Source organism: Methylocystis silviterrae (genome assembly GCF_013350005.1).
Lineage (GTDB): Bacteria > Pseudomonadota > Alphaproteobacteria > Rhizobiales > Beijerinckiaceae > Methylocystis > Methylocystis silviterrae.
The window spans coordinates 1-21,833 of the sequence record NZ_JABVWW010000009.1; the positions used below are offsets into that span (position 1 = coordinate 1).

The window sequence follows — 21,833 nt, forward strand, 5'->3', positions numbered from 1 at the left end:
TCATTGGCGCTTCCTTTCGGAAGCTGTGAATCACGACATCGCGCCCAAGCCAACAACTTTATGGGTCCGAGCCCTAAGCTCTACGCCGCATGCGCCGTGTCGAGGCCGCGGAAGATGGCGCAGCGGCGGAAGACGGCGAGGCTCGGCGGCACATTCTTCTGGTGGCAGAACTTCGCCGTGAGCTTCGCCAACCCCTTTATATCGCGGCCCGTGGCGGCGGGGAAAATCTCGACGAGTTCGTCGATGAGCGCGTCATCGACTTTGAGCGCGAATTGCTCGGTCATCACGCGCCAGATCCGGCGTTTCGCGTCAGCGTCTGGCGGGTTGTATTTGATCAGCGCGATGCAGCGCGAGACGATCGCCTCGTCGATGTCGTCGACGCGGTTCGTCGTCAGGAAGAGCAGACCATTGAAATATTCGAGCACGCGCAGGAAAACGCCGACGACGGCGTTCATCGCGATGTTGTCGTCGCGGCGCTTGATGTAGACGTCGGCCTCGTCGATCAGCATCACCGCTCCCCAGCGCTGGGCCCGGGTTAAAATCTCCTTCAGCGCCGTCTCCATTGTGCCGACGTTGAGGCCTAACTGCCCGGAATGCACGCGGTACAAGGGACGCTGGATGATTTCCGAATAGACTTCCGCCGTCAGCGTTTTGCCAACGCCGGGCGGGCCGGCGCAAAGCACCGTGGTGCCGCCGGATTTGCCTTGGACAATGTCATCCATCAGCACGTCCATTTCGGCGGTCAGAATGTCGATGAGATCCGTCTGCTCCTCCGGCAGCACCAGCTTGCTCTTCAACTCGGGCTGATAGCGATAGAGTCGCATTTCATCGACATGCACCCAGACGTGATGATGCAGATCAAGATGGAACATTAGAATATAGGGATGCACGGGAACTTGCGTGAAGAGTCCCGGTGGAATCTGTTCGCGCAGCTCGGCGATTTCGTCCTCGCCGGAGAAATTGTTGCTCTTGCCCGCCTTGCGCAGAAAATGCCCGAGCACGTCGCCCGGCGCCTCCAGCGTCAGATTGCGCGCCGAAAGCACCGCCTCGTCGTTGACGAGTCGCGCCTCGCCGCCGCTCGTCGAGAGCACGATGACGTCCTTGCGCGTCCAGTCCGTGTCGCGATGCGTCGAGTTGGGGTCTTCGGCGTGAAAGCCGGAGCCCTTGCCCGAAAATTGCGCGCCGTAGCGGCCGCGCCAATCGAAATAGGTCTCGCTGGCCGCGTCGAAGGCCTCGATCAAAGCCGGCGTCTCGCGCAAGAAGCCCTTGGCGGCGAGGATTTCGCTGATCGTTCGGCCGACGACGTCAGGCGCCATGATGCGCATGAGATTGGTTTGCAGCGTGCCCTTGGCGTTGGCCTTCAGTTCCACCAGGATCTTGCCGGCCTCGTCGTTGGAGGCCGGCACATAGTCGAAACGCGTCACGACATAGGGGAGCGCTTTTGCGGCGACGCTGGCCGTGAACAGCCAGCCGCGCAACCCGTCGGTCGTCAGATATTTGACCAGCGCCGGCAACACGTCTTCGAGATCGCCGGCTTCGAAGCGCTTGCCCTGCGACTCGAGCGCCGAGCGCAGCGTCGCGAGCTGCGCGGCTCTGGCGCGCAATTCGGGACCCGATTGCTGATAGAGCTCCTCGAGGAAATCGAATTCGGCGCCGGAGAGATGCGCAAGATCGAGTTCGACTCTGTCGCCGAAGCGCAGTTGCGACGAGAGTCCCGAATGGGCGGGAAAGCGCGCAATCAGCGCTTCGACATGCGGCCTTTCGATTTGGATGTTCATGTTCGCTCGCGCATCTCTTCAGGGTAGGCGGGGAGCGTCAGCATGCGCGGGTCTTCCAGCGCGGCGCCGACGGTGAAGTGGTAGACGTCCTGAAAGGCGTATTGCTCTGGCGACAGACCGAGCATCGCGTGGATCTCGTCGTCGAAGAAGCAACCAATCCCTGTGCCGGAGAGGCCAATGGCGCTGGACCAGAGATAGAGCGCCTGGCCGATCGCGCCGGCCTCCCAGTGCAGCCGGCGATAGCCGAAGCCGCCGTCCTCTTGAAGCGTGCGGTCGAAATCGGCGATCATCGCGACGGCGAAACAGCCCTTGCCGGCGATCGCCTGGCGGCAGGCGTTCATGCTCGCCTCGCGTTCGACGGAGCCTTGCCGCAGGCGAAAGAGTTTAAGCGGTCCGATCTCGATCGGCGTCCAAAGCAACGCCAGCGCCGACATCTCGCGCAGCCGCGCCGTGGTTTCGGCGTCGCGCTGCAGCAGATAGAGACCCGGCTCCACGCCATCGACGCGATGCACGAAAAGCAGCAGATTTAGCCGTGGCGGCCAGGGGAAGGGCGCCAGGCAGGGCTCGGCGCCGGGAAGCGTCGACGTCAGCATGGCGCAAAACGCCTCCTGCGAGAGGCGGGCGACGCCGTCCATGCGCTGCGCGCTGCGCCGCCGCCGCACCACGCGCCCGATGTCGGGCAGCGGAAAGGGGAAGGCGGGTTTCGGCGCAACGCGTGACAAAGGCTCCAATGTCGGCGTGCGGGGCTTGACGCAGAACCGCGCCGCCCGGTCGACAAGCGGCCAGCCGTCGTGGTCGTCGCTCAAGCGATTTGCGGCGCCCGACCACGTTCGCGGCGCGCGCGCAAGGCTGGAGACGTCAATGGCGGGGGGCGCGTTCCCATCCGAGGCGATCCACAAGAGCGCATCGGGATGTTCTTCCTCGCGCCGATGTGAAGCGTCGGGCCGATCGAGGCCGAGCAGCGCCGCGACGTCGGCGTCGCTGGGTTCGCACAAGAGATGCGCGCGCCAGCCCAGCGCGGCGGCGGCCTGCGCGGCGGCGCCGATCGCATGGCCGACGTCGAGTTGGCAATAGCGAAACGCCCGCTCGCCATATTTCCAGCTCTCGCGCCAGGGGACGGAACTCAATCCGAGCAGAAAGCCGCCCTCAGGCAGAACGACCGGCGTTTCAAAAATAGCGCGAAGCTCCAGCGCATGATCTTCCTGCGCATAGTGATAAAGCGCGGCGGTCTCGCCGAGCCCCTCGGCGGCGTTGGCGAGGAGATAGGTTTCGGTCGGATGCAGATTGCCGGAAGAGGGATTGTTGCGCAGCGCCCACGTCGAGCCTTCGTAACTTTTCCAGGCGCTGATCCCGAAGCCGAGCTCCAGGAACAGGCCGAGCGCCATGCGGTCGAGCGGCGCGGAGCGCAGCGCAGGGCCGGGGAAAGGCGCGGTCTCTTCGCGATCGCGTAGCGGCAGTTCGACGCGCGGCGCGCCCTCGAAGCGCCGGAAGGGCGAGGGCTGCGAGGTCCAATCGAGAAAGGCTGGCCCAAGCGCATAGCGCGTCGGCGCATGTTTCGTGCGCTGGTGATAGCCGCGGATGTCGCTCGGCAGTGCGTCGGCGTCTCGCATTCGGTCGTTCAAAGTCTGGAGTTCGATCTCGGCTTCAGCCATACGGCCTCCTCTTCGACCTCTTAATTCAAGAAGCGCGCCCAGTTTGGCTGGCTCACGATCACAAACAAGATCAATGACTTTCGCCGACCTGCGGAGGAGCGCGCGGAGATGGCGACGAAGAATGTCGCACAAGACCGCCACAGCGGAGACGCAACCCTGGGCTTTTGGCCGATAGGTGACATTGTCGGTTCACCGCGGCTCTCGCCTGCGGCGACCCCAAGGGTATGCTTCTTGCTACTTTCTGCGCTCTGTTCCGCATCTTGATCGGACGACGCGATGGACGATACTCTGCGTGAAGTCACTGTGGCCAAGAAGACGGACGAGGCCCACAATATGGCCTCGTTCGAACTGGTCGATCCCACCGGCGCTGAACTGCCGACCTTCTCGCCTGGCGCGCATGTCGACGTCACGCTTCCCGGCGGTTTGGTGCGGCAATATTCCTTGTGCAACAGCGCCACGGAACGCCATCGCTACGTCATTGGCGTGTGGAACGACGCCAACAGCCGCGGCGGCTCCAAGGCGCTGCATACGCAAGTGAATGTCGGCGACAAATTGCAGGTGGGCTTGCCGAGAAACCGGTTTCGCGTGCCGCGGCAAACGAAGCGCGCGATCCTGATGGCGCGAGGCATCGGCGTGACGCCGATCCTGAGCATCGCGGACCATCTCAAGCGCCAGGACATTCCCTTCGACTTGCACTACGTCTACGCAATGATGTCGCCGGGTTCATTCAGCGAGATGATCGCGACATCGAATTTCGCGGAGAATACGAAATATTATTATGAGGCGAGCGAACTCAATCAGCTGCTCAATCCGGTGACCCTTCTGCAGGATCAACCGGAAGAGACGCAGCTCTTCATCTGTGGCGTGGATTGGTGGCAGGATCCGATCATTCACCTCGCCGAGCAGAAAGGTTGGGCGAAGGAGCGAATCCACGTCGAAAGATTCACCGCGAAAGTGCCGCCAGCCGTGCTCGACAAGGTCTTCGAAGTCAAGATCGCCAGCACGGGAGCCGTTTATAAAGTCCCCGGCGACAAGACCGTCACGGCTTTCCTCGAGGAGCAGGGCGTAAAGATTCCGACGTCCTGCGAACAGGGCATGTGCGGAACCTGCAAGATCCAGGTCATTGAAGGCGAGGCGGACCATCGCGACAAGCGTCTCTCCGATCAGGAAAAGGCCGAAGGCTTTTTCCTGGCCTGCGTCTCGCGCGCCAAGAGCGACCTGCTGGTGCTGAATCTGTAAACGCTGCGCGCGGCTGTCGTCGCGGCGCGGACGCAGACAGTCGCGCACCATTGATCGTTCCGCTTGGCCGGCACGCTTCCCGGCGCCGGACTGCGGGGCGTTCTGTCGATCGTTTAGGGCCGCTCAGCGACAGCCCGAAGGCGAATTGCGGCCCTGTCATCAGCGCGTGAGCAAACTGCTTTACGGTCAGAGTAAGTTGAAGGACTTCCCCGAGCTCGGCGGCAAGGCCGCGCCCTGACCATCGGATTTTCGCCCGGCCGACGGTCAGGTCGGCCGGGCGCTTTTTAGCCATTTTTGACAAGGATGGTCGCGCACGTCTCAATGCAGGCAGTTTGGAGCTTTGCTTTCGTTTCGCTGGGCGCAAAGCAGGGAGGATGACGCCGTGTGCACAGTGGAAAGCGCGCTTCAAGATGATTGCGTCAGCGTCGTTCAAAGGCAAGACGACGAAGGCGCTTATATGATTCGGATCGGAACGCTCGAGACCGTCGTCACCATTCGATTACGCCGGACATGGGGATCGCGGACAGCGTTTCGCCTGAGCCACGCGATTAAAACGCCGCGCCAGCCGAGCCCCTTTTGGAGCTGCGCGTCGGAGGCGGATTCGCCAGGCGACGCTTTACGGAAAGCGATCAGCGGCTTCACGATGCATTATAGGAAGGCGGTCGGCGAGGGTTATGCGCCAGCCGAAGACTGGCTCGTTCCGGCCGGAAGCTAGGCGCGCCGGCATTGCGAGGAGCGCAAGCGACGAAGCAATCCAGGGAAGAGCGGCTCATGCGCGCTCCCGCCTCGCGCGAAATCTCGGCGGCTTTCGCTTTGCCGAGTTGGTTGATGGCCGAATTTTCCGTCGGGGGAGGAGATGACGTCATCCATTCGAGCCCCGTCGCGCCCCAGGGATTCGCCGACGCGCGTTCGCCATAAAGCAGCGACCGGGTGAGATAGCCCAGCGGCAGCAGATAGCCTATCGCGAGCACCATCGCGCCGGCGGAAGACAGCAGGTTTAGCGGTTCGAAGTGTGGCGGGTAGGCGAAATAACGTCTCGGCATGCCGAGATAGCCCAGCACGAACTGGGGAAAAAAGGTGAAGCGGCAAATCCCACGGCCTTTGGCGAATGTTGCGCTCTGGCCGAAAGCAGTGTGAAGAACGGCGCAACGAAATGCGTAAGCACGATAAGCCCGGCGATGACGTTCCAGCCCTGACGCCAGCGCGGGAGATACCAAGCGACCTCATGCGGCAGGTCGGACTGCCAGACGATGATGAGTTGCATGAGCGCCAGATAGCTCCACAGAATGACGAGGGCGAGAAGCAGGCGCGCAAGCTGGCGCAAGGCCTCGGGGTCTGGCGAGGACGAACATATGAGGGCGAGCGTCGCGGCGGAGAGAGCGAGCGCGCCAATCTCGCTGATGAAGCCGAGACCGAATAGGCTCGAGGCGAAAGTCGGATCAAGCGACATGACGGCGTCAATGACGGCGAAGCTCGTCGTCAGCGCGAGAAGAATGAGCCCTGCTGGCGCGAGCCACGCGAGCTCATTGGCGTCCGCGTCCGCGCGCGTGATGAGCACGGCGAGAATGAGCCAGATCCAGCAGATAGATCACGCCGCGAAGCACAAAGGCGGGACCGTTCAGATAGAGCGCGTTGTCGAACTGCGCCGCGCCGCTTTGAAGCCACGGATAGACGCGGTTGGCTGTCAGCGCGTAAGGAACGACGAACAGCGGAGCGAGAAACACGCTGCGCACGCCGGCGGCGAGGACGCCGTGAACGGCCTTTCCCCAGCGACCGCCTGTCAGCGCGTGGATCAGCGTCAGCGCCATGGCGCCGAGCGGCCAGGCGATCCATACGCTGAGCGCCGTCAGCCAAGCGAATCCAAAACTCCCGGGCGCCAACGCCCATCCGAGAAAGGCTCCGGCATAGCCCACGGCGCACGCCAGGATAAGGATGATTTGGCTCATGGCGCGGTCTCCGCTTTTGCGGCTGCGAGATCGGTCGCCGACGCATTCTGGCTTTTTTGCAAGGCGCGAATATAGGCGGCGATCGCCCACCGATCGGTGGGCGGCACGCGCCCCGCATAGGCGTACATGGCGCCGTGGCCTTGAGCGATCACATCGACGAAATGGCGCGTCGGCGCTTGGAGCAGTCGTTCGCTGTCGAAGGTGGGCGGCGCTGCGCTTACGCGGCGCGTCGGCCTTGTTGCGCATCGTCGCAAGGTCGGGAACGAGGCCGAAATACCAGAAGAGAATCGAGGAGACGACGTAGGTGAGGATCGCCACAAAATCCCAAAGCAGAGGGCTTCGGAACTGCGGCCGGACGGTCATCACGTTCGGATAGGGAAACAGCCAGTAGAACAGCCAAGGCCGGCCGAGGTGCAAAATCGGATAGATGGCCGCGCAGGCGGCGGCGAAGATGGTGATGGTCTCGGCGATCCTGTTGAGCGCGTTGCGCCACTCGACCTCGGCCAGATAGAAGAGCGCCGAGATGAAGGTTCCGCCCGAAGCGATGGCGATCCACCACACGTAATTGATGATTACGAAACCCCAGACCACCGGCCAGTCGATGCCCCAGATGCCGACGCCTGCATAAAACAACCAGCCGATGGCGATGACGAGGATAACGACCAAGAGCAGCGCCGCGGCCAGACTGAGCTTCCACCATAGCGGCCATTTTTCCCGCAGCGGCGGCGCGCATATTGTCGTCGTCATCGTCGATATGGTCTGCTCCGGCGCGACGATCGGATCGTTCGCTCGCAACCGTCTGTCGTCCGCGAAGACTCCAAGCGTCGACCGGGCCTGGAACAACGTCATTTCTGCGTCTCTTTAGGTTTATCGATATTGAAAATATGCGCTTCATAGGTGACGCGCGGCTTCGTATTCTGTTCCGCCAGCAGCGCGTAAGACAGTGGTCCGGCGCGACGCGCGGCGACCTCGCTCCCCTTTGCGTTGCAGGCAGAACGTGCACTTCTCCATGACGCCGCGGGCGCGCACGGTGACCTCGGGATTTCGTGATTGGATTGCGCGGCGCTCTTCACCCGCGAAGTCGATATAATTGAAGCGACGAACCTTGTAGGGGCAATTGTTCGAGCAGAAGCGCGTGCCGATGCAACGATTGTAGACCATCACATTGAGCCCTTCGGCGTCATGCATCGTCGCGCCGACCGGGCAGACCGGCTCGCATGGCGCTTCCTCGCAATGCATGCAGAGAACGGGCTGGAAGTTGAATTTCGCGGACTCCGGCGGGCCGTCGTAATAGCGGTCGATGCGCAGCCAGTACATCTCGCGCTCGCGCAGCATCTCGGTCTTGCCGACGACGGGAATATTGTTTTCCGCCTGGCAGGCGACCACACAGGCGTTGCAGCCGATGCAGGCGTTGAGGTCGATGCTCATGCCCCAGGCGGCTGGGCCTTGAGGCTTCCATTCATAAAAGGACGGCTTAGACACATCGCTTCGTCGAACGAATTCAGGATCTGCGAGGAACTGCGACAGCGCGCCGTTTCGCGCATAGCCCCCCCTTCGTCGAACATCGTAGCGTGGTGCTGCGTGCTTGCGAGTTCTTCTGTGGCGTCGGTTTTTTGTATGTCCAGCGCGCCACACGAGCGCCCCGTAAGATTGAAGAAATCGACGCCGACATTCTGCCCCGCCGGGCCCGCGTGGCGTCTGCCGAATCCGAGAAGCGCGACCACGCATTCATCCGACTGGCCCGGGGCGATGGCGATCGGCGTTGTCATGTGCACGCCGTCGACCGTGATCTTGACGACGTCGCCATTCGCCAGCGACAGCTCACGGGCGCGCCGGGGCGATATCAAGAGCGGATTGCCCCAGCTTATTTTGCTTAGCGGCCGCGGCAATTCCTGGAGCCATGGATTGTCGGCATAGCGGCCGTCGAGAGTCTTGCGCAAGCTCCTCGAGGCTACGCCATTGCGCATTCACCTGTGACATATCGAACAGTCCGTCAGGCTTCTCTGCGGCACGCCGTATTGGGCGAGCAGGACCTCAGGCGCAGGCGTCGTCGCGTCGCGCGTCCAGCTGGTGTCGTAGATTTTGTCTTTTGGCCTGAGGCGCGGACCAGGATCGCGGTGACAGTCGAGGCAAAACTGCATCGTCAAGGATTTGGCCTTGTAGGTTAGCGCCATATTGGCCATGTCGCCGTGACAGATCGAACAGCCGACGCCTTTGGCGATATGAATGCTGTGATCGAAGTAGACGAAATCCGGAACATCGGTCACACGGCGCCAGACCAGCGGCCGGTCGTCCCTCAGACTGTTGCGTACCGGCTCAAGCAAGGCGGCGCTGGTCCAGATCTGCGAATGGCAGTCATGCAGGTATAAGTGGGCGGCATGCCTGCATTGGCGGAAACTTCGACGGCGTTATGACAATACCGGCAGTCGATCCCCAATCCGCTGACGTGATGTTGATGGCTGAAGGGGACCGGCTGCGCGGGAGCTCAATTCACGCGTCGCGCAGAATCGCTGTGCGGCCAAAGCCAAACCACGAGCGAAAACGCCACAACAGCGAGCGCCAACAGAAGAAGCGCCAGCGAAGCCCAGAAATTCACGGCGGGTCGAAAGACTGAGCCCATGAATCGCCCCAAGAATCGCTCCGCTTCCGCCAGGCGCGCCCTTCGGCGGCGCGGCTAGATCCAAGCCTACAGGTGGTTCAGCACGCGCCTGCGGCAAGCGCCGGGGCTCAAGGGGCGTCGATAGAGCAGCTGGCCGCATTCCAGAAGGGATGTCGCTTCAAGTCATCGACGCAGCCCGAGTCATTCGTGCGACAGCCTCGTCGAGTATGAGCGCGGCAGATCTGCGTGCTTCGGGCGGTTTAGCGGTTCACAGGCCGGTCTGAAGTTGGGTGCGTCGCGCGAAAATGTAGCTGGCGATGAGGCCGAGCATCGCGAATAGGGTGACGACCGAGAACAGGTAATTGTGCCCGGCGGTCCCCGGCCACTGGTCGAGCAGATAGCCCATGAGCGGCCCCATAAATATATCCGGCGCGTAGCCGATCACCGATACCAAGCCAACTGCGCTCCCTGTGAACTCCATAGGAATTTTGCCATCTTGCATGATTGCGAAATACAGGCCACGCAGCGCGAAGACGCCGATGCTGGTGAAGATTATCGTTAAAACAAACGTCCATACCATGCCCGCGCCAATAGCGCCGGAGGCCAGCACGGAGCTCCCGGCTGCGAGAAGCACGAAACAGCCGACGATCATGAGGGGCGCGCCAAGCCGCTCAGCCAGGTAGCCGGCGCCAATGGCCGCAAATGGTCGTATCCAGAGCGATGCGACGCCGGCCCGTGCCGCCTCTACCTGATTCAGGCCAATGACCTGATTCGCGTACAGCGAAAAGTCGTCGATCGCCTTGAAGCCCACATACGCGCACAGGATCACCGCAGCCTGCAGCCAGACTGACGGCATGGCGAACACGCGGGCGATGTTGCTTATCGACGCCGCTCGCTGCGCCGGCGTTTTGCGCTCCGGCACCGCCAGCCAGATGAGCAAGGCGGCTCCGCAGGTCATCGCGGACAACAGCAGTATGATCCATCGCAATGATTCCGTGCGCTGCGCGAGACTGGCCGTCTCGCTGTCTTCTGGCAACAGCGCGGCGAATAGAACCACCATGATCGACGCCATGACGGCTGACAGCGCGCCTCTGCCGCCCTCGAGCAATCCGAACGCGCGGCCTTGGGAAAAGTTGAGTCCCCACTCACGCGTGGCGCGAATCAACGGCGCCCAGAACAGCGCGATCGTGGTGATTCCCCAGTACCCATATAAGATCGCCAGCGTCGACGGGGATGGAATTGCCACCATCACAAGGCCGCCGACGGCGGTGGACGTCAACGCGGCAGTCAACATTTTGCGTGCGGGGTATCTGTCGGCGAGCGGCCCGCCGAACAAATACGCGGCCATTGCAACCACCCCATAAACCGCATAGGCGGCGCCGAGTTCGAGATTGGTGACGCCGAACACATCGAGGAGCGTCGGCCGGAATACGCGAGCCAAGACGAAAGGCAGCAAAAAGACGGATTCCCCGGCGACGATCAGCGCCGCGATCGCCAGTCCTCGCCGTGGCCCCTGATGGGTGGGTTTTTGCGTCATCTTTCCTTGGTTGCGTGTGTGTGGCTCCGGCCGTTTCGCGGCGGCGCGCGGGTGTATCAAGGGCAGGCTCTGCGTATGAGTTGAACCGGCACCCCTCGATAATTCGGCTTTTCGTCCGACCATAGGGTTCTCATCTCCGCGCTGGGATGTAATTAAGTCGGTGTCTTGGGCTGGAGCCGGCGCACATCGAGTTTCTTTATAGCAGGCGCTCTGCTGCGAGCGTCCGGTGTGTGAGGGCGGTCGGTCGATCCATCCATCCAGCGAAGAAGGAGATGGGAATACGTTCTCTTCCAATGGCGCTTGCGACAGCCGGCCTCTTTGGTTTGTTGCCAAGCGCGTTGCCTGCGAACGGTCCAGCCATTCGCGATGCGGCGGCAGCCACGTCTTTTGTCCAGGAGGCGAGGCGCCGCGTGTGACGACGATGCTGGCGCGGCCCTTACGGCGGCCGTCGATGCCGTGTGTGGCGACGGTGCTGGCGAGGATGATTCGTTGACGCGCGATCTAGCGGTGCCGCTTCGCTTCGAGGCTGGGCGCTCGCGCCTTTTAGATGGATGAGGCGGCCTTAAGGGACTCGGCCCGTCGGTGTTGCTTGCAAGGCGCTTATCGTAAACTGCCGTGCGATGGTTGCACGACGCGCATCTGTGCGCCGCGTAACGCTGGCTTCGCGTGGATTAGATGTTCACGGTCGTAGCTTCATGCCCGCGACCGTATTCTCCAGAAGTTGATGGAAGGGGACGCCGAAATATGTCTTGAGGCGCTGCAGTGCGTCACTGCAGCAAGCTCATGGCAAATTGCGGGACGCGCGTCTGACTCTGAAAATCCCTTGCGGTCCGAGCTAGGCGCGCGTCACGCGCGAGGTGGCGTCGGCGTTACGATTCGTCATGCGCCTCCTGATATGACGTCATCCTCGGTGCGCGTGTTGCGCGTCGCATGCCCGCCTTTTTTGCCAGCTTGTGACGCGAGCTGTCGATCGACGGAAAAACTGCGCTTTGACGCGCTGACTGCGAGTCCGCCTTTGCGTCCCGCCGTCGACGCAAGGTCGGGGTTTTTGGCGAAACTGCGTTGTTCGCCCGGCACGCTCTTGCCGCCCTTGCGCGCAATTTCACGTTGCCGCTCCGGCGTCATCGACGCGAAACCCCTCCGGGACTTGGTGGTCGCCGAAACCGTATCCATCCGTCGCGCTCCAATTCTGCGTCGAAGACTCCTCCGCAACAACCGAAGCGGCAGAGGCCGCTCAGCAAACCAGGCAAACGACGCCGGCGCTGTTTACCTTTCGAAAAGGCGGCTGAGCGATGTCCATTTTCGCTAAGACTAAGCGGCTGCCAAGCTGGTAATCTTACGTAGAAATGGCATTTTTCGAGCCATCAGAGTCTGTCAGTGTTCCTGGGCCTTTCGCGAGGTCTTGGGGGCGGGCTCATGAGTTGAGAACGGCTTTGACGGTGAGGCTTCGTTAACGGCTCGCTCTGGTCGGTCTGATACTGCGTAACGGAGTCTTTCCCGTCCCAGACCAATCTGTTCTCTTGCTTCGGTCGACGTGCGCCGTGTCTATTCTTGAATACAACAAAATGGTTGATGCAATATTCCACTTACGTAAGTCTACCAATTTTGCCTCGCGCGCGAGCGTGCTCTTATGCGATCTCTCCAAGTAAATGCCGCCGCAAGAGCGGCAACAGCGCCTTGAGTAGAGCACGAGAACACGACGGGAGCGTCCAATGTTGTCGGCGTCGAGGTATAGAAAGCAGTCGGGCCTTACGTCACGCGAAGTGGTTGCGATGCTTTCACTCAAGTAAAAACAGTTGTTTGCGAGCTACCAGCTGAACCTGCAAAAGGGCGAGGGGTTCGTATTTGAATTGATGGTGTCGGATATTCAGGGACTTGTGGATCTCGGCGCACAGGCGCTTGCGACAGACGTGCTCGTTGTCCTCTATATTTTCACGCGGGACCGTCCGCAATTCAACGCCTATGTGCGGCGTACCCCCGCGTTTAAAGGCTTGTACGGGAATCGATCGGCGCGGCGGACGCTCGACTCGCTTGTTGCGGCGAGCGGGGCGAGGCAAACTCAGTCTGCAATCCGCGCTGAGCGGGACAAACAATCACTGGCGTGAGTTCTGCCGCCGCCACCTTGGCTGGTCTTGCTGCTCAGTCCGGAACAGCGCGATCTCACTGGAGGGGCGGACGCGCCGCAAAAGCAATGACGACGGGGTCTGTGCGTTGCCACACTTACGGCGTCATAGATCGTAGGCTTTAGGAGTTCGCACTTGCCGAACATGCGGCGTATGGCGGCGAGTGCGACGGAATTTATGATTGAATCAGGCCAATAGGATCGCTTCGGTGGATGATGCTGGTCCCAATGTATTTGGCGTTAGTCGTAAAGAGCTCGAACGCCTGAGAGCCATTAGCAGATTGGCTGCGACTTTCGCCCACAATATCAATCAACCGCTGACTGCGGCGAGCGCCTATCTCAGGGCGGCGCAGCGCCTCGCAGGAGGGCTTCCGAAGGAGTCGGTCACGCCGATCGTTGGAGCGCTCGACAAGGCTGTCATGCAGATCATGCGCGCCGGGCAGGTCGTCCGCAGTCTGAGCGAGCTTGTTGCGCAGGGCGAGCCAGACAAGACGCTCTTTAGCGTTAATTCGCTGATCGAGGAGACGCTTTCACTCGTCGCTGCGGAGGCCGCCGAGGCCGGGGTCTCGATCAGCAAGCGGCTGACCAAAGACGACGATTTCATCGTCGCCGACCGTGTCCAGATCAGACATGTTCTGGCGAATCTTATACGAAACGCCATTGAAGCGATGCAGGATTTGCCGCGACGCGAGCTGTTGGTTTCCACAGCGACGCAAGCTGCAAAGGCCATACGCGTTGAAGTTCAAGACACCGGCTGCGAACCAGCCGGAAAGGAAAAAGCCGATCTGCTGGATCTTTTTGCGATGCGGAAAGATGGAATGGGCATTGGGCTGTCGATTTCCCGCGCAATCGTCGAAGCGCACGATGGCCGACTATGGGCTAAGGTCAACCCCGAAGGCGGCGCTATATTCTCCTGTGATCTTCCATTGCGAGGACGAGATTTCAGCGGATGAACTCTGGAACGGTTTTTGTCGTGGACGACGATGCGGCGGTGCGCGACGCGCTTCAGCTTCTACTCGAATCCGAAGGGTTCGCCGTATCGAGTTTTCCGTCGGCTCCAGCTATGCTTTCGTCCATCGGGCCGGAAAGCGCTGGGTGCGTCATCGCTGATGTTCGCATGCCGGAAGTGAGCGGACTCGACCTGATCCTCGAGATGAAGAACCGAAATCTTCATCTGCCGATCATTATCATCACGGGCCATGGCGACGTGCCTCTCGCCGTCGAGGCCATGAAGCGCGGCGCTGTCGATTTTCTCGAGAAGCCGTTCGATGACGATGCGCTCTTTGCAGCCGTCAGGGGTGCGCTATCGAAGCACGAAGCTGTGCAGTCGCGCTATGCGGAAGAGCGGCAGATCTCTGAAAGATTTATGTCGTTGACCAAGCGGGAGCGCGAAATTCTCGAAAGGCTCGCGCAAGGCCGCTCGAACAAGGTCATTGCTCATGATCTCGGCATCAGTGTGCGCACGGTGGAAGCGCATCGCGCCAATGTCATGGCGAAAATGCGCGTCAAGAACCTCGCGGAGCTGGTCCGAATGTTTCTTAACGGTCGGAATATCAGCTTTGGCGCGTGACGTCGCCAAGCGTCATTCGCGAACATCCGCGTCATCGACCTTCGCAGGCAATTTGGATGCGCCGAGGGAGCCTTGCCAAAATGCGTGCGCTAAGTATTCAAGGGAAACCGCCGAGCGCAAGAGGAGCGAATTGGTCATGCGAGCGCCAATCTCCCCGGCAGACGCTGTCCAATTGAACGAGTTCTCCGTTTCGACGCCCTCGGCGCGGCGTGTTCTCGTCATCGACGACGATAGGGACGTCGCCGACAGCCTGGCGATGCTGCTGGACGTCCTGGGATGCGACGTGAGAACGGCCTATAGCGGCGCGGTGGGCGTCTCGCTCGTGTCAGATTTCAAGCCGAGGATTGTGTTCCTAGACATCGGCATGCCCGAGATGAACGGCTACGAAACCGCGCGGCGTATTCGCAACGAGCCAGCCGGTCGGCAGGCGCAGCTGATTGCGGTCACCGGCTGGGGGCAGGATTTGGACAAGAAGCGCACCAGCGAAGCGGGATTCGACCGCCATCTGGTCAAGCCGGCCGATATCGACATTTTGGAAGAAATCCTTGCCGCCTGCGGCGAGGAATCACAGCAAATTTAGGCGACAATCGGCGCACGCGTCTTGAATGCCGTCTCTTAGCGAGCCTTTCGTCTGGACTCCCCCGGTCACGCCGCTTGGCCCTTTATATGCCGCTCTGACGCCATTGCGGGAGGCCACTGCCGCCCATCAGGCCGGCTCATGCGACGCGCAGCCGCAGCTGGAGCGCGCCGCTAGCGCCGCGCCTCAGCTGGATTTTCCAGGGACGCCGGCGTTAGTAGGAGTGCCGCGGCGGGGACACTCCCGACGTAATTCTTGGCGGGAACGTCGTGAGGACTGAGCGCCCCAGGCGCGGCCGCGCAAGTAATGGGCCGAGGTCTTGCGCGCAAGCAGGGCGCGCTTACGCTTGCGTTTAAGCTTCGCATGACGGCGATTTCCAACAGAAGCGTCAGGATTGCGCCGGCGGACGCAGGACCAACAGCGCGGGAGTGTTTCTGTTCGGTGTCTTACCCAATTCTGTCCGTTGGATAGCAAATGACCTTTTCGAATATGGACGCGTTCTGGGTTGTAAATTGGACAACGGATGTCGCTGGACAATGCGATTATATCGATCGGCAATGGCCAAGAATCACAGGCCAAACAGCCGAAGCCGCAATGGGCGGAGGGTGGCTCAACGCCATCCACCGGGACGATCTGGAGCAGGTGAAGGTCGAGCTAGGTCTAGCGAGTGGATCAGAGCGCCCGTTTCAGATCATGGCAAGGCTGAGACGCCAGGACGGTCAGTTTCGCTGGGCGTTGGCGGTTGGCGCGCCGCGCTATGATGCGCAAGACGTATTCATTGGCTACAGCGGCTCCATCATCGATTTCCATGATCGGATAGATATAACCGAGCGCAAAGAGCGCTTGGACGCGTTGCGGGCAAGCGAAGAGCGCTATCGTCCGCTTTTTGAGACGAGTCGCGACGGCATCGTCACCGTCGATATGAGCGGCCATATTCTCGAAGCCAACCCTGCTTACCAGAAGATGCTCGGCTACACGCTCGAAGAGCTGAAGCGACTGACTTATCAAGAACTGACCCCAGAAGTCTGGCATGACATGGAAGCGGCGGTCGTGCGGGAGCACATTCTTCCGCGCGGCGAATCCGCCGAATATGAGAAGGAATATATCCGCAAGGATGGAACCGTATTTCCGATAAGTCTGCGAACGTGGACCGTTGTCGACGAAAGAGGCCATATTGTCGGCATGCGCGCCTTCGTGCGCGACATCACCGAACGCAAGCAGGCGGAAGCGGCGCTGCGCGACAGTGAGGAACGCTTCCGCGTATCCTTCGCCAACGCCTCGATCGGCTTTGCGATGAACGGGCCGGACGATACGCACCTGGACGCCAACAGCGCTTATTGTGCGATCACCGGCTACACGCGCGAGGAACTTCTTGCCCTCAAGGGGTCGGAGCTGATCCATCCTGATGATTGGCCCGCCAACAGGGCCCTATCCGAACGGATGCTCGCCGGCGAGATCCCGGGCTTCGTTGTCGAAAACCGCTACATTCGGAAGAACGGCGAAAGCATTTGGGTCCGCAAGAGCGTCTCGCTCATTCGCCGCGCCGATGGCGCACCACGGTGGATCATCACGCTCGTCGAGGACGTCACCGAGCGCAGGCTAGCCGAAGAGGCGTTGCAGCAAAGCCGCAACGATCTCGACCGCGCCCAGGAGGTCGGAAAGATCGGCTGGTGGCGGCTCGATGTGCGCCGGAATGTTTTGACCTGGTCGGACGAGAACCATCGGATCTTCGGCGTGCCGAGGGGGACGCCGCTGACCTACGATAGTTTTCTTTCCATCGTGCACCCGGACGACCGGGCCGATGTTGACGCAAAATGGCAGGCCGGTCTGCGCGGCGAACCCTACGACATCGAGCACCGCATAGTGTCGGGGGACGAGGTCAAATGGGTGCGTGAGAAAGCCTATCTGGAATTTGACGCGGCGGGCGCGCTTCTAGGCGGCTTCGGCATTACACAGGACATCACCGAGCGAAAGCAGGCGGAGGAGGCGCTCCGCGAGAGCGAGGCTCGGCTGCGGTTGGCGACCGAGGCTGCGAAGATCGGCGCGTTCGACTGGCGCATTCCGACGGACGTGAACATCTGGACGCCGGAATTAGAGGCGATGTATGGGCTGGGGCCGGGCGAGTTCGGCCGAAGGCGGTCGGCATGGGAGCAGTTGGTGCACCCAGACGATCGCGCGGGCGCGGTCGCCAAGGTTAACGAAACGCTGGCGTCGGGCGAGCCCGTCGAGCATGAGTGGCGGGTCGTATGGCCCGACGGCAGCGTGCACTGGATTGCCGGGTGGTTTCAGGGTTTCAAGGACGCAGCCGGCAAGCCAGTGCGCCTCACCGGCGTGAATATCGACGTTTCCGAGCGCAAGCGGGTCGAGAAGGCGCTGCGCGACAGCGAGTTGCGCTATCGCTCTTTCGTGGAAGCGGCGAGCGCGATCACATGGAGCTGTCCGCCATCCGGACTGCATGAACAGCCGCAACAGGAATGGATGGCCTTCACGGGTCAGACCGCCGAGGAAATGCTGGGCGACGGCTGGACCAAGGTCGTTCACCCTGATGACCTCGAGGCAGTGGCGGCGCAGTGGCGAGCAGCCGTCGCGCGCGGCGAGCCGTTTTGGAGCGAGCACCGCATCCGCCGACATAATGGCGAGTGGCGCTGGATGCGCGTTCAGGCGGCGCCCATTCGCGACGCAACCGGCGAGATCGTCGAGTGGTTCGGCAGCAATGCCGATATCGACGATCTCAAGCAGGCCGAACTGGCGCTCCGGGAAAGCCAGCAGCAGCTCGCGCTGGCGCTGGAAGCCGGCCAGCTGGGGTTCTGGGACTGGCACGTGCCCAGCGGCCGGGTCCAGTTTGGCGGTCATTGGGCATCGATGCTCGGCTATGATCTTAGCGAGATTGAACCTGATGTCCGAGCCTGGGAGAGGCTGATTCATCCTGACGAGAGGGAGGAGGTCGCCGCCAGACTGACTGACCATCTGGAGGGTCGCTCTGATTTCTACGAATGCGAGCACCGCCTGCATCACAAGGATGGGTCTTGGCGCTGGATTCTGGACCGCGGACGGGTCGTGGAGCGGGACGCAGCTGGCCTGCCGCTAAGGGCCATCGGCACTCATGCCGACGTGACGGCGCGTCATGAGGCCGAAGCCGCGCTGCAAGACGCCGACCGCCGCAAGGACGAGTTCCTCGCCACTCTGGCGCATGAATTACGTAACCCGCTCACTCCGATCCGGAACGCCGTGCATGTCTTGAAAAAGAAATATGGTCCCCAATTTCCCGACACTCCGCTGCTCGCTATGGTTCAGCGACAGGTCGATCACCTTGTTCGCCTCGTCGACGACCTTCTTGAAGTGTCACGGATCAGCCGAGGCAAAGTCGACTTGCGCAAGGAAAACGTTGCTGTGTCGGATTTCTTGCGGCACGCCTTGGAATCCTGTCAGCCGCTCATCGAAAGCAAGAGCCACCGCGTAACCGTGAAGGTCGCGGATGAGCCGCTACGGGTTTTCGGCGACTCTGTCCGTCTGGCGCAGATTGCGGCCAATATCATCAACAACGCGGCGAAATACACGCCGCCGGGCGGTCGCATCGAAATCGACGCCGCGCGCGGGGGCGATGAAGTCGTTCTGCGGGTTCGCGACAATGGCGTCGGCATCAGCGCCGACATGATGCCGCGCGTCTTCGATCTCTTCGCGCAGACGGACGATCAGATTCGGCTTTCCGAAGGAGGGCTCGGCATCGGCCTCGCGCTTGTCCGCAGCCTCGTGGAAATCCACGGCGGCCGGGTGGAGGCGCGCAGCGAGGGCGTCGGCCGGGGCAGCGAATTCATCGTCAGTCTGCCGCTCGCGGACTGCGGCCACCTCGGCCTTCGCTGAACTGCTCCGCCCCGAGGCATGTGCGGCGCGTCGACAAGAGATGCCATCCGGACATAGAGAGGACGGCGAGCATACGAACGGCGTCGCCCTCGCCCGAAGGCCGCCGTCCCGTATGTCTTGCAGATCAATCCTATTCTGCGGCAGTCGGCGGCGCATAGTTTGGATTGGATTCGGTGAGAACCGCGTCGAAGCCTTCGAACTCGGGACCGCCCAGATAGAGATCGCGGTTCTGACCAGCGTTTTTGTGAGCCTCGCGGAAATGTTCGGAATGCGTCCAATCGATGAAGTGCTGCCGAGTTTCCCACAGCGCATGCGACGCATAGAGAATATGGTCCTCCCGCTCTGGCCCTTTGAGCAGATGGAAGACGATGAAGCCGGGCCTTTCCTGAAGCCGCGACTGACGCGAGCGCCAGACGTCCTCGAACGCCTGTTCCTTTCCCTTGACGATTTTGAAGCGGTTCATTGCGACAAACATGACTCGGCTCCTGTCAGTGGTCTCGGCGGGTCCCGCCAGCGATCTTAGCTAATCGTCCTTAAGGCGAAAGGCAAAGAACATGGTTGAAGCGCTGCAGCCGCCTAGCCGCAGCGACGGCTTGGACTCGAGGGACGCCCGATGCGAGAACAAAGTTCTGTGAAAGGAGGCCGGCGACAGGCTCTGTTGCGCGGTAGCGACTCCGCTATGACCACAACGCATTGTGGACCGGGGCGCGCCAAACTAAGTTAGGAGCGAAATCTAGCGGCTGCGTGAAGGCAGAGTCCGGAGATCGCCGCCTCGCAAGCATTTCCGAGATACGCTATTGAGGAAAGGCCTCCTCGCTGACCATGGCGCACGTAGAAATTGTCCATGAGTTAGACAAGCGTCTCCGGTTGCGGCTTTTGTCGGACGTGGACGATTTTGCGCAGACGGAAGTTGCGCTGCGACAGCTTCCCGGCGTCGCCTCTGTGCGCGCCAATCGCGCCTGCGCATCTTTGACGCTGGCGTACGACGGACAGCCCGAGGTCCGTGACTCCATTCTCGAAACCGCACGTCGAACGCCATCAATGGCCGCGGATGGCTGGCGACCTCCGCCAGCCGCTAACGCCAAGCGCGTGACTCTCGCGGCCGGCGCGATCGCCGCCGCGCTCCTCCTTCCCGCGCCGTTCGCCGCAGCGATCACTTGGCTCAACATCGCGGGCGTCCTCGCGCGCGGCGTCCTTGCGGCGTCGCGCGGCACGCTGAAGACCGACGTTCTTGATGCGCTCGCCATCGGCGTGCCGGCGGCGCGCCATGAATATGTCACCGCCAGCGTGACCCGTTTCCTTCTCGCGCTGGCGGAGCATATCGAGGCCACCACCGTCCAGCAGTCAGACGAATTGCTGCGTTCGCTTCTGCGACAGGCGCCTGGCGACGTCTGGGTGGAATGCCATGACGGCGAACTCGCGCGCATGCCTTTCATGCAGCTTAAAGGCGGCGAGCGCGTCGTCATCGGCGCGGGCGAGACCATTCCGGTCGACGGCCAAGTGGTGGCCGGCGACGCCTATGTCGATCAGTCCTTAGTGACCGGCGAAAGCCTTCCCATGCCGCGCGCGGTCGGAGATCAGGCGCTCGCAGGCAGCGTTGTCACCGACGGACGGCTCGTGGTCCAGGCTGCGCGCGTGGGCGAGGACACAACGACGGGACGCATTTCGCGCTACATTCAGGACGCTCTTGACCGCCCGGCCGACATCCAGACTATGTCCAGTGTCTTTGCGGATCGGCGCGTCGGCATTACGCTGGCCACAGCTGCGGTGGTGTTCGCGCTCACGCGCGACTGGCGCCGGATCGAATCCGTCTTCATGGTCGACTATTCCTGCGCCGTGAAGCTCGGCACGCCGATCGCGATCAAGTCGGCGATGTATCGAGCCGCGCGCGAAGGCTGTCTGGTCAAGAGCGGAACGGCGATCGAAACGCTTGCCGGGGTCGACACGATCGTTTTCGATAAGACCGGCACTCTGACCCACAACACGCTCGAGGTCACGGACATTTGTCCGCTGGACCCCGGGATCGACGAAGAACGGGCGGCGGCCATGGTCGCGTCGCTCGGCGAGCACACGAGCCATCCCATCGCGCGCGCCGTTGTCGGGCTCGCGCGGCAGCGCCGGCTCGCCCATATCCCGCATGAGGCCGTCAATTTCATTGTCGGCCACGGCGTGGAAGCGAATGTCGATGGACGTCGCATTCGGTTTGGCAGCCGGCATTATCTCGAAGACGACGAGCACATTTCATTCGCGGACGCCCGCAAGACCGTGCGAGCGCTTCAAGAGCAAGGCAAATCGCTTCTCTATGTCGCCGCCGATGAGCGCCCGATTGCGGTCTTTGCATTGCGTGATCGATGGCGACCGGAGAGCGCGCGCACGCTTGCGCAGTTGCGCGCGTTAGGAGTCAAGCGCCTCGTGATGATCACGGGCGATCGCCAGGCGCCGGCGCTGGCTTTCGCAGAGACGCTTGGCATAGATGCTGTGCATTATGAACAGCAGCCGGAGGACAAGGCCAACATCATAGGGGCGCTCAAGCAGGAGGGCCGCCGCGTCGCTTATATCGGCGATGGCGTGAACGACGGTCCCGCATTGATGACGGCGGATGTCGGCATCTCAATGCCGCGCGCCGCCGACATTGCCCGAGCCACCGCCGACATTGTGTTGCTGGACGACAGACTGGATTCCTTCGCCACGATACTCGCGGTCGCTCAAGAAGCGATGCGCTTGATCCACTCGAACTTCCGATTTGCGGTTGGCGTGAATTCGGCGATTCTGGCCGCGGCGGCGTTCGGGCGTCTTTCTCCTCTCGCCGCCGCCACGCTGCACAATGGGACGACGATCGCCGTCCTGCTGCGCGCCCTGCTGAGCGGACGAGCGCACAGTTCCGTCACGGAGAAATTCCCACGCGATTCAGTCGCACTCGAGCACAGCCGGGCGCAAGAACAATAGCAGAGC

General features: G+C 61.7%; 16 protein-coding genes and 1 pseudogene. 6 read left to right on the forward strand and 11 right to left on the reverse strand.

What is annotated here, in order from left to right:
* Positions 1–80: 80 nt before the first annotated feature.
* Both HUN39_RS11320 and HUN39_RS11325 read right to left on the reverse strand, forming a co-directional pair.
* Complete coding sequence (locus tag HUN39_RS11320; protein WP_175094619.1) at positions 81–1,778, reverse strand: ATP-binding protein; 1,698 nt, start codon at positions 1,776–1,778, stop codon at positions 81–83.
* On the reverse strand, positions 1,775–3,430 hold the full coding sequence (locus HUN39_RS11325) for a SagB/ThcOx family dehydrogenase (protein WP_175094620.1): 1,656 nt from the start codon (positions 3,428–3,430) through the stop codon (positions 1,775–1,777). Before HUN39_RS11325 ends, HUN39_RS11320 begins: the two co-directional genes overlap by 4 nt.
* 276 nt (positions 3,431–3,706) lie before the next feature.
* Here HUN39_RS11325 and HUN39_RS11330 point away from each other — a divergent pair, with 276 nt between their 5' ends.
* On the forward strand, positions 3,707–4,669 hold the full coding sequence (locus tag HUN39_RS11330) for a PDR/VanB family oxidoreductase (protein ID WP_175094621.1): 963 nt from the start codon (positions 3,707–3,709) through the stop codon (positions 4,667–4,669).
* Positions 4,670–5,505: 836 nt separating this feature from the next.
* On the opposite strand, the pseudogene HUN39_RS19260 reads toward HUN39_RS11330, so the two are convergent.
* From HUN39_RS19260 to HUN39_RS11365, 8 genes and pseudogenes are all read right to left on the reverse strand, one after another.
* Positions 5,506–5,748: pseudogene (locus HUN39_RS19260) on the reverse strand (cytochrome c oxidase subunit I); the annotation flags it as partial.
* Positions 5,667–6,227, reverse strand: coding sequence for a hypothetical protein (locus HUN39_RS11335; RefSeq protein ID WP_175094622.1), 561 nt, complete (start codon positions 6,225–6,227; stop codon positions 5,667–5,669). The pseudogene HUN39_RS19260 and the gene HUN39_RS11335, both read right to left, overlap by 82 nt.
* Positions 6,193–7,464 (reverse strand): NrfD/PsrC family molybdoenzyme membrane anchor subunit, encoded by a 1,272-nt coding sequence (nrfD, locus tag HUN39_RS19640; RefSeq protein WP_408631401.1) that lies wholly within the window; start codon positions 7,462–7,464, stop codon positions 6,193–6,195. The genes HUN39_RS11335 and nrfD overlap by 35 nt, the downstream gene beginning before the upstream one ends.
* A gap of 42 nt (positions 7,465–7,506) precedes the next feature.
* Positions 7,507–8,043: a 4Fe-4S dicluster domain-containing protein gene (locus HUN39_RS19265; RefSeq protein WP_332310752.1), complete on the reverse strand. Its 537-nt coding sequence runs from the start codon at positions 8,041–8,043 to the stop codon at positions 7,507–7,509.
* Positions 8,040–8,555, reverse strand: coding sequence for a hypothetical protein (locus HUN39_RS19270; protein WP_232366049.1), 516 nt, complete (start codon positions 8,553–8,555; stop codon positions 8,040–8,042). Before HUN39_RS19270 ends, HUN39_RS19265 begins: the two co-directional genes overlap by 4 nt.
* A gap of 27 nt (positions 8,556–8,582) precedes the next feature.
* On the reverse strand, positions 8,583–8,939 hold the full coding sequence (locus HUN39_RS11355; RefSeq protein ID WP_408631402.1) for a cytochrome c3 family protein: 357 nt from the start codon (positions 8,937–8,939) through the stop codon (positions 8,583–8,585).
* 543 nt (positions 8,940–9,482) lie between these two features.
* On the reverse strand, positions 9,483–10,751 hold the full coding sequence (locus HUN39_RS11360) for an MFS transporter (protein ID WP_232366050.1): 1,269 nt from the start codon (positions 10,749–10,751) through the stop codon (positions 9,483–9,485).
* Between the two features lie 879 nt (positions 10,752–11,630).
* Positions 11,631–11,924, reverse strand: coding sequence for a con-10 family general stress protein (locus HUN39_RS11365; protein WP_175094623.1), 294 nt, complete (start codon positions 11,922–11,924; stop codon positions 11,631–11,633).
* Between the two features lie 1,230 nt (positions 11,925–13,154).
* On the opposite strand from HUN39_RS11365, the gene HUN39_RS11370 reads away from it, so the two are divergent.
* From HUN39_RS11370 to HUN39_RS11385, 4 genes are all read left to right on the forward strand, one after another.
* Positions 13,155–13,826: a sensor histidine kinase gene (locus HUN39_RS11370; protein ID WP_232366051.1), complete on the forward strand. Its 672-nt coding sequence runs from the start codon at positions 13,155–13,157 to the stop codon at positions 13,824–13,826.
* Positions 13,823–14,443, forward strand: coding sequence for a response regulator FixJ (fixJ, locus tag HUN39_RS11375; RefSeq protein WP_175094625.1), 621 nt, complete (start codon positions 13,823–13,825; stop codon positions 14,441–14,443). Before HUN39_RS11370 ends, fixJ begins: the two co-directional genes overlap by 4 nt.
* A gap of 172 nt (positions 14,444–14,615) precedes the next feature.
* On the forward strand, positions 14,616–15,023 hold the full coding sequence (locus HUN39_RS11380) for a response regulator (RefSeq protein WP_232366052.1): 408 nt from the start codon (positions 14,616–14,618) through the stop codon (positions 15,021–15,023).
* Between the two features lie 471 nt (positions 15,024–15,494).
* Positions 15,495–18,881, forward strand: a complete 3,387-nt coding sequence (locus HUN39_RS11385; protein WP_175094627.1) for a PAS domain S-box protein — start codon at positions 15,495–15,497, stop codon at positions 18,879–18,881.
* A 130-nt stretch (positions 18,882–19,011) separates the two neighbouring features.
* Here the strand turns inward: HUN39_RS11385 and HUN39_RS11390 are convergent, their stop codons facing one another.
* Positions 19,012–19,356 carry an antibiotic biosynthesis monooxygenase family protein gene (locus HUN39_RS11390; protein ID WP_175094628.1) on the reverse strand — a complete coding sequence of 115 codons (345 nt, stop codon included), beginning with the start codon at positions 19,354–19,356 and terminating at the stop codon, positions 19,012–19,014.
* A 410-nt stretch (positions 19,357–19,766) separates the two neighbouring features.
* Between HUN39_RS11390 and HUN39_RS11395 the strand changes: the two genes are divergently transcribed.
* Positions 19,767–21,827 carry a heavy metal translocating P-type ATPase gene (locus tag HUN39_RS11395; protein WP_332310753.1) on the forward strand — a complete coding sequence of 687 codons (2,061 nt, stop codon included), beginning with the start codon at positions 19,767–19,769 and terminating at the stop codon, positions 21,825–21,827.
* The last annotated feature ends 6 nt before the right edge of the window (positions 21,828–21,833 follow it).

Coding starts and splice junctions, on each gene's coding strand:
- HUN39_RS11320 (WP_175094619.1), bottom strand. CDS start 1,778: ATGAACATCCAAATCGAAAGGCCGCATGTCGAAGCGCTGATTGCGCGC.
- HUN39_RS11325 (WP_175094620.1), bottom strand. CDS start 3,430: ATGGCTGAAGCCGAGATCGAACTCCAGACTTTGAACGACCGAATGCGA.
- HUN39_RS11330 (WP_175094621.1), top strand. CDS start 3,707: ATGGACGATACTCTGCGTGAAGTCACTGTGGCCAAGAAGACGGACGAG.
- nrfD (WP_408631401.1), bottom strand. CDS start 7,464: ATGACGTTGTTCCAGGCCCGGTCGACGCTTGGAGTCTTCGCGGACGAC.
- HUN39_RS19265 (WP_332310752.1), bottom strand. CDS start 8,043: ATGAGCATCGACCTCAACGCCTGCATCGGCTGCAACGCCTGTGTGGTC.
- HUN39_RS11360 (WP_232366050.1), bottom strand. CDS start 10,751: ATGACGCAAAAACCCACCCATCAGGGGCCACGGCGAGGACTGGCGATC.
- HUN39_RS11365 (WP_175094623.1), bottom strand. CDS start 11,924: ATGGATACGGTTTCGGCGACCACCAAGTCCCGGAGGGGTTTCGCGTCG.
- fixJ (WP_175094625.1), top strand. CDS start 13,823: ATGAACTCTGGAACGGTTTTTGTCGTGGACGACGATGCGGCGGTGCGC.
- HUN39_RS11385 (WP_175094627.1), top strand. CDS start 15,495: ATGACCTTTTCGAATATGGACGCGTTCTGGGTTGTAAATTGGACAACG.
- HUN39_RS11390 (WP_175094628.1), bottom strand. CDS start 19,356: ATGTTTGTCGCAATGAACCGCTTCAAAATCGTCAAGGGAAAGGAACAG.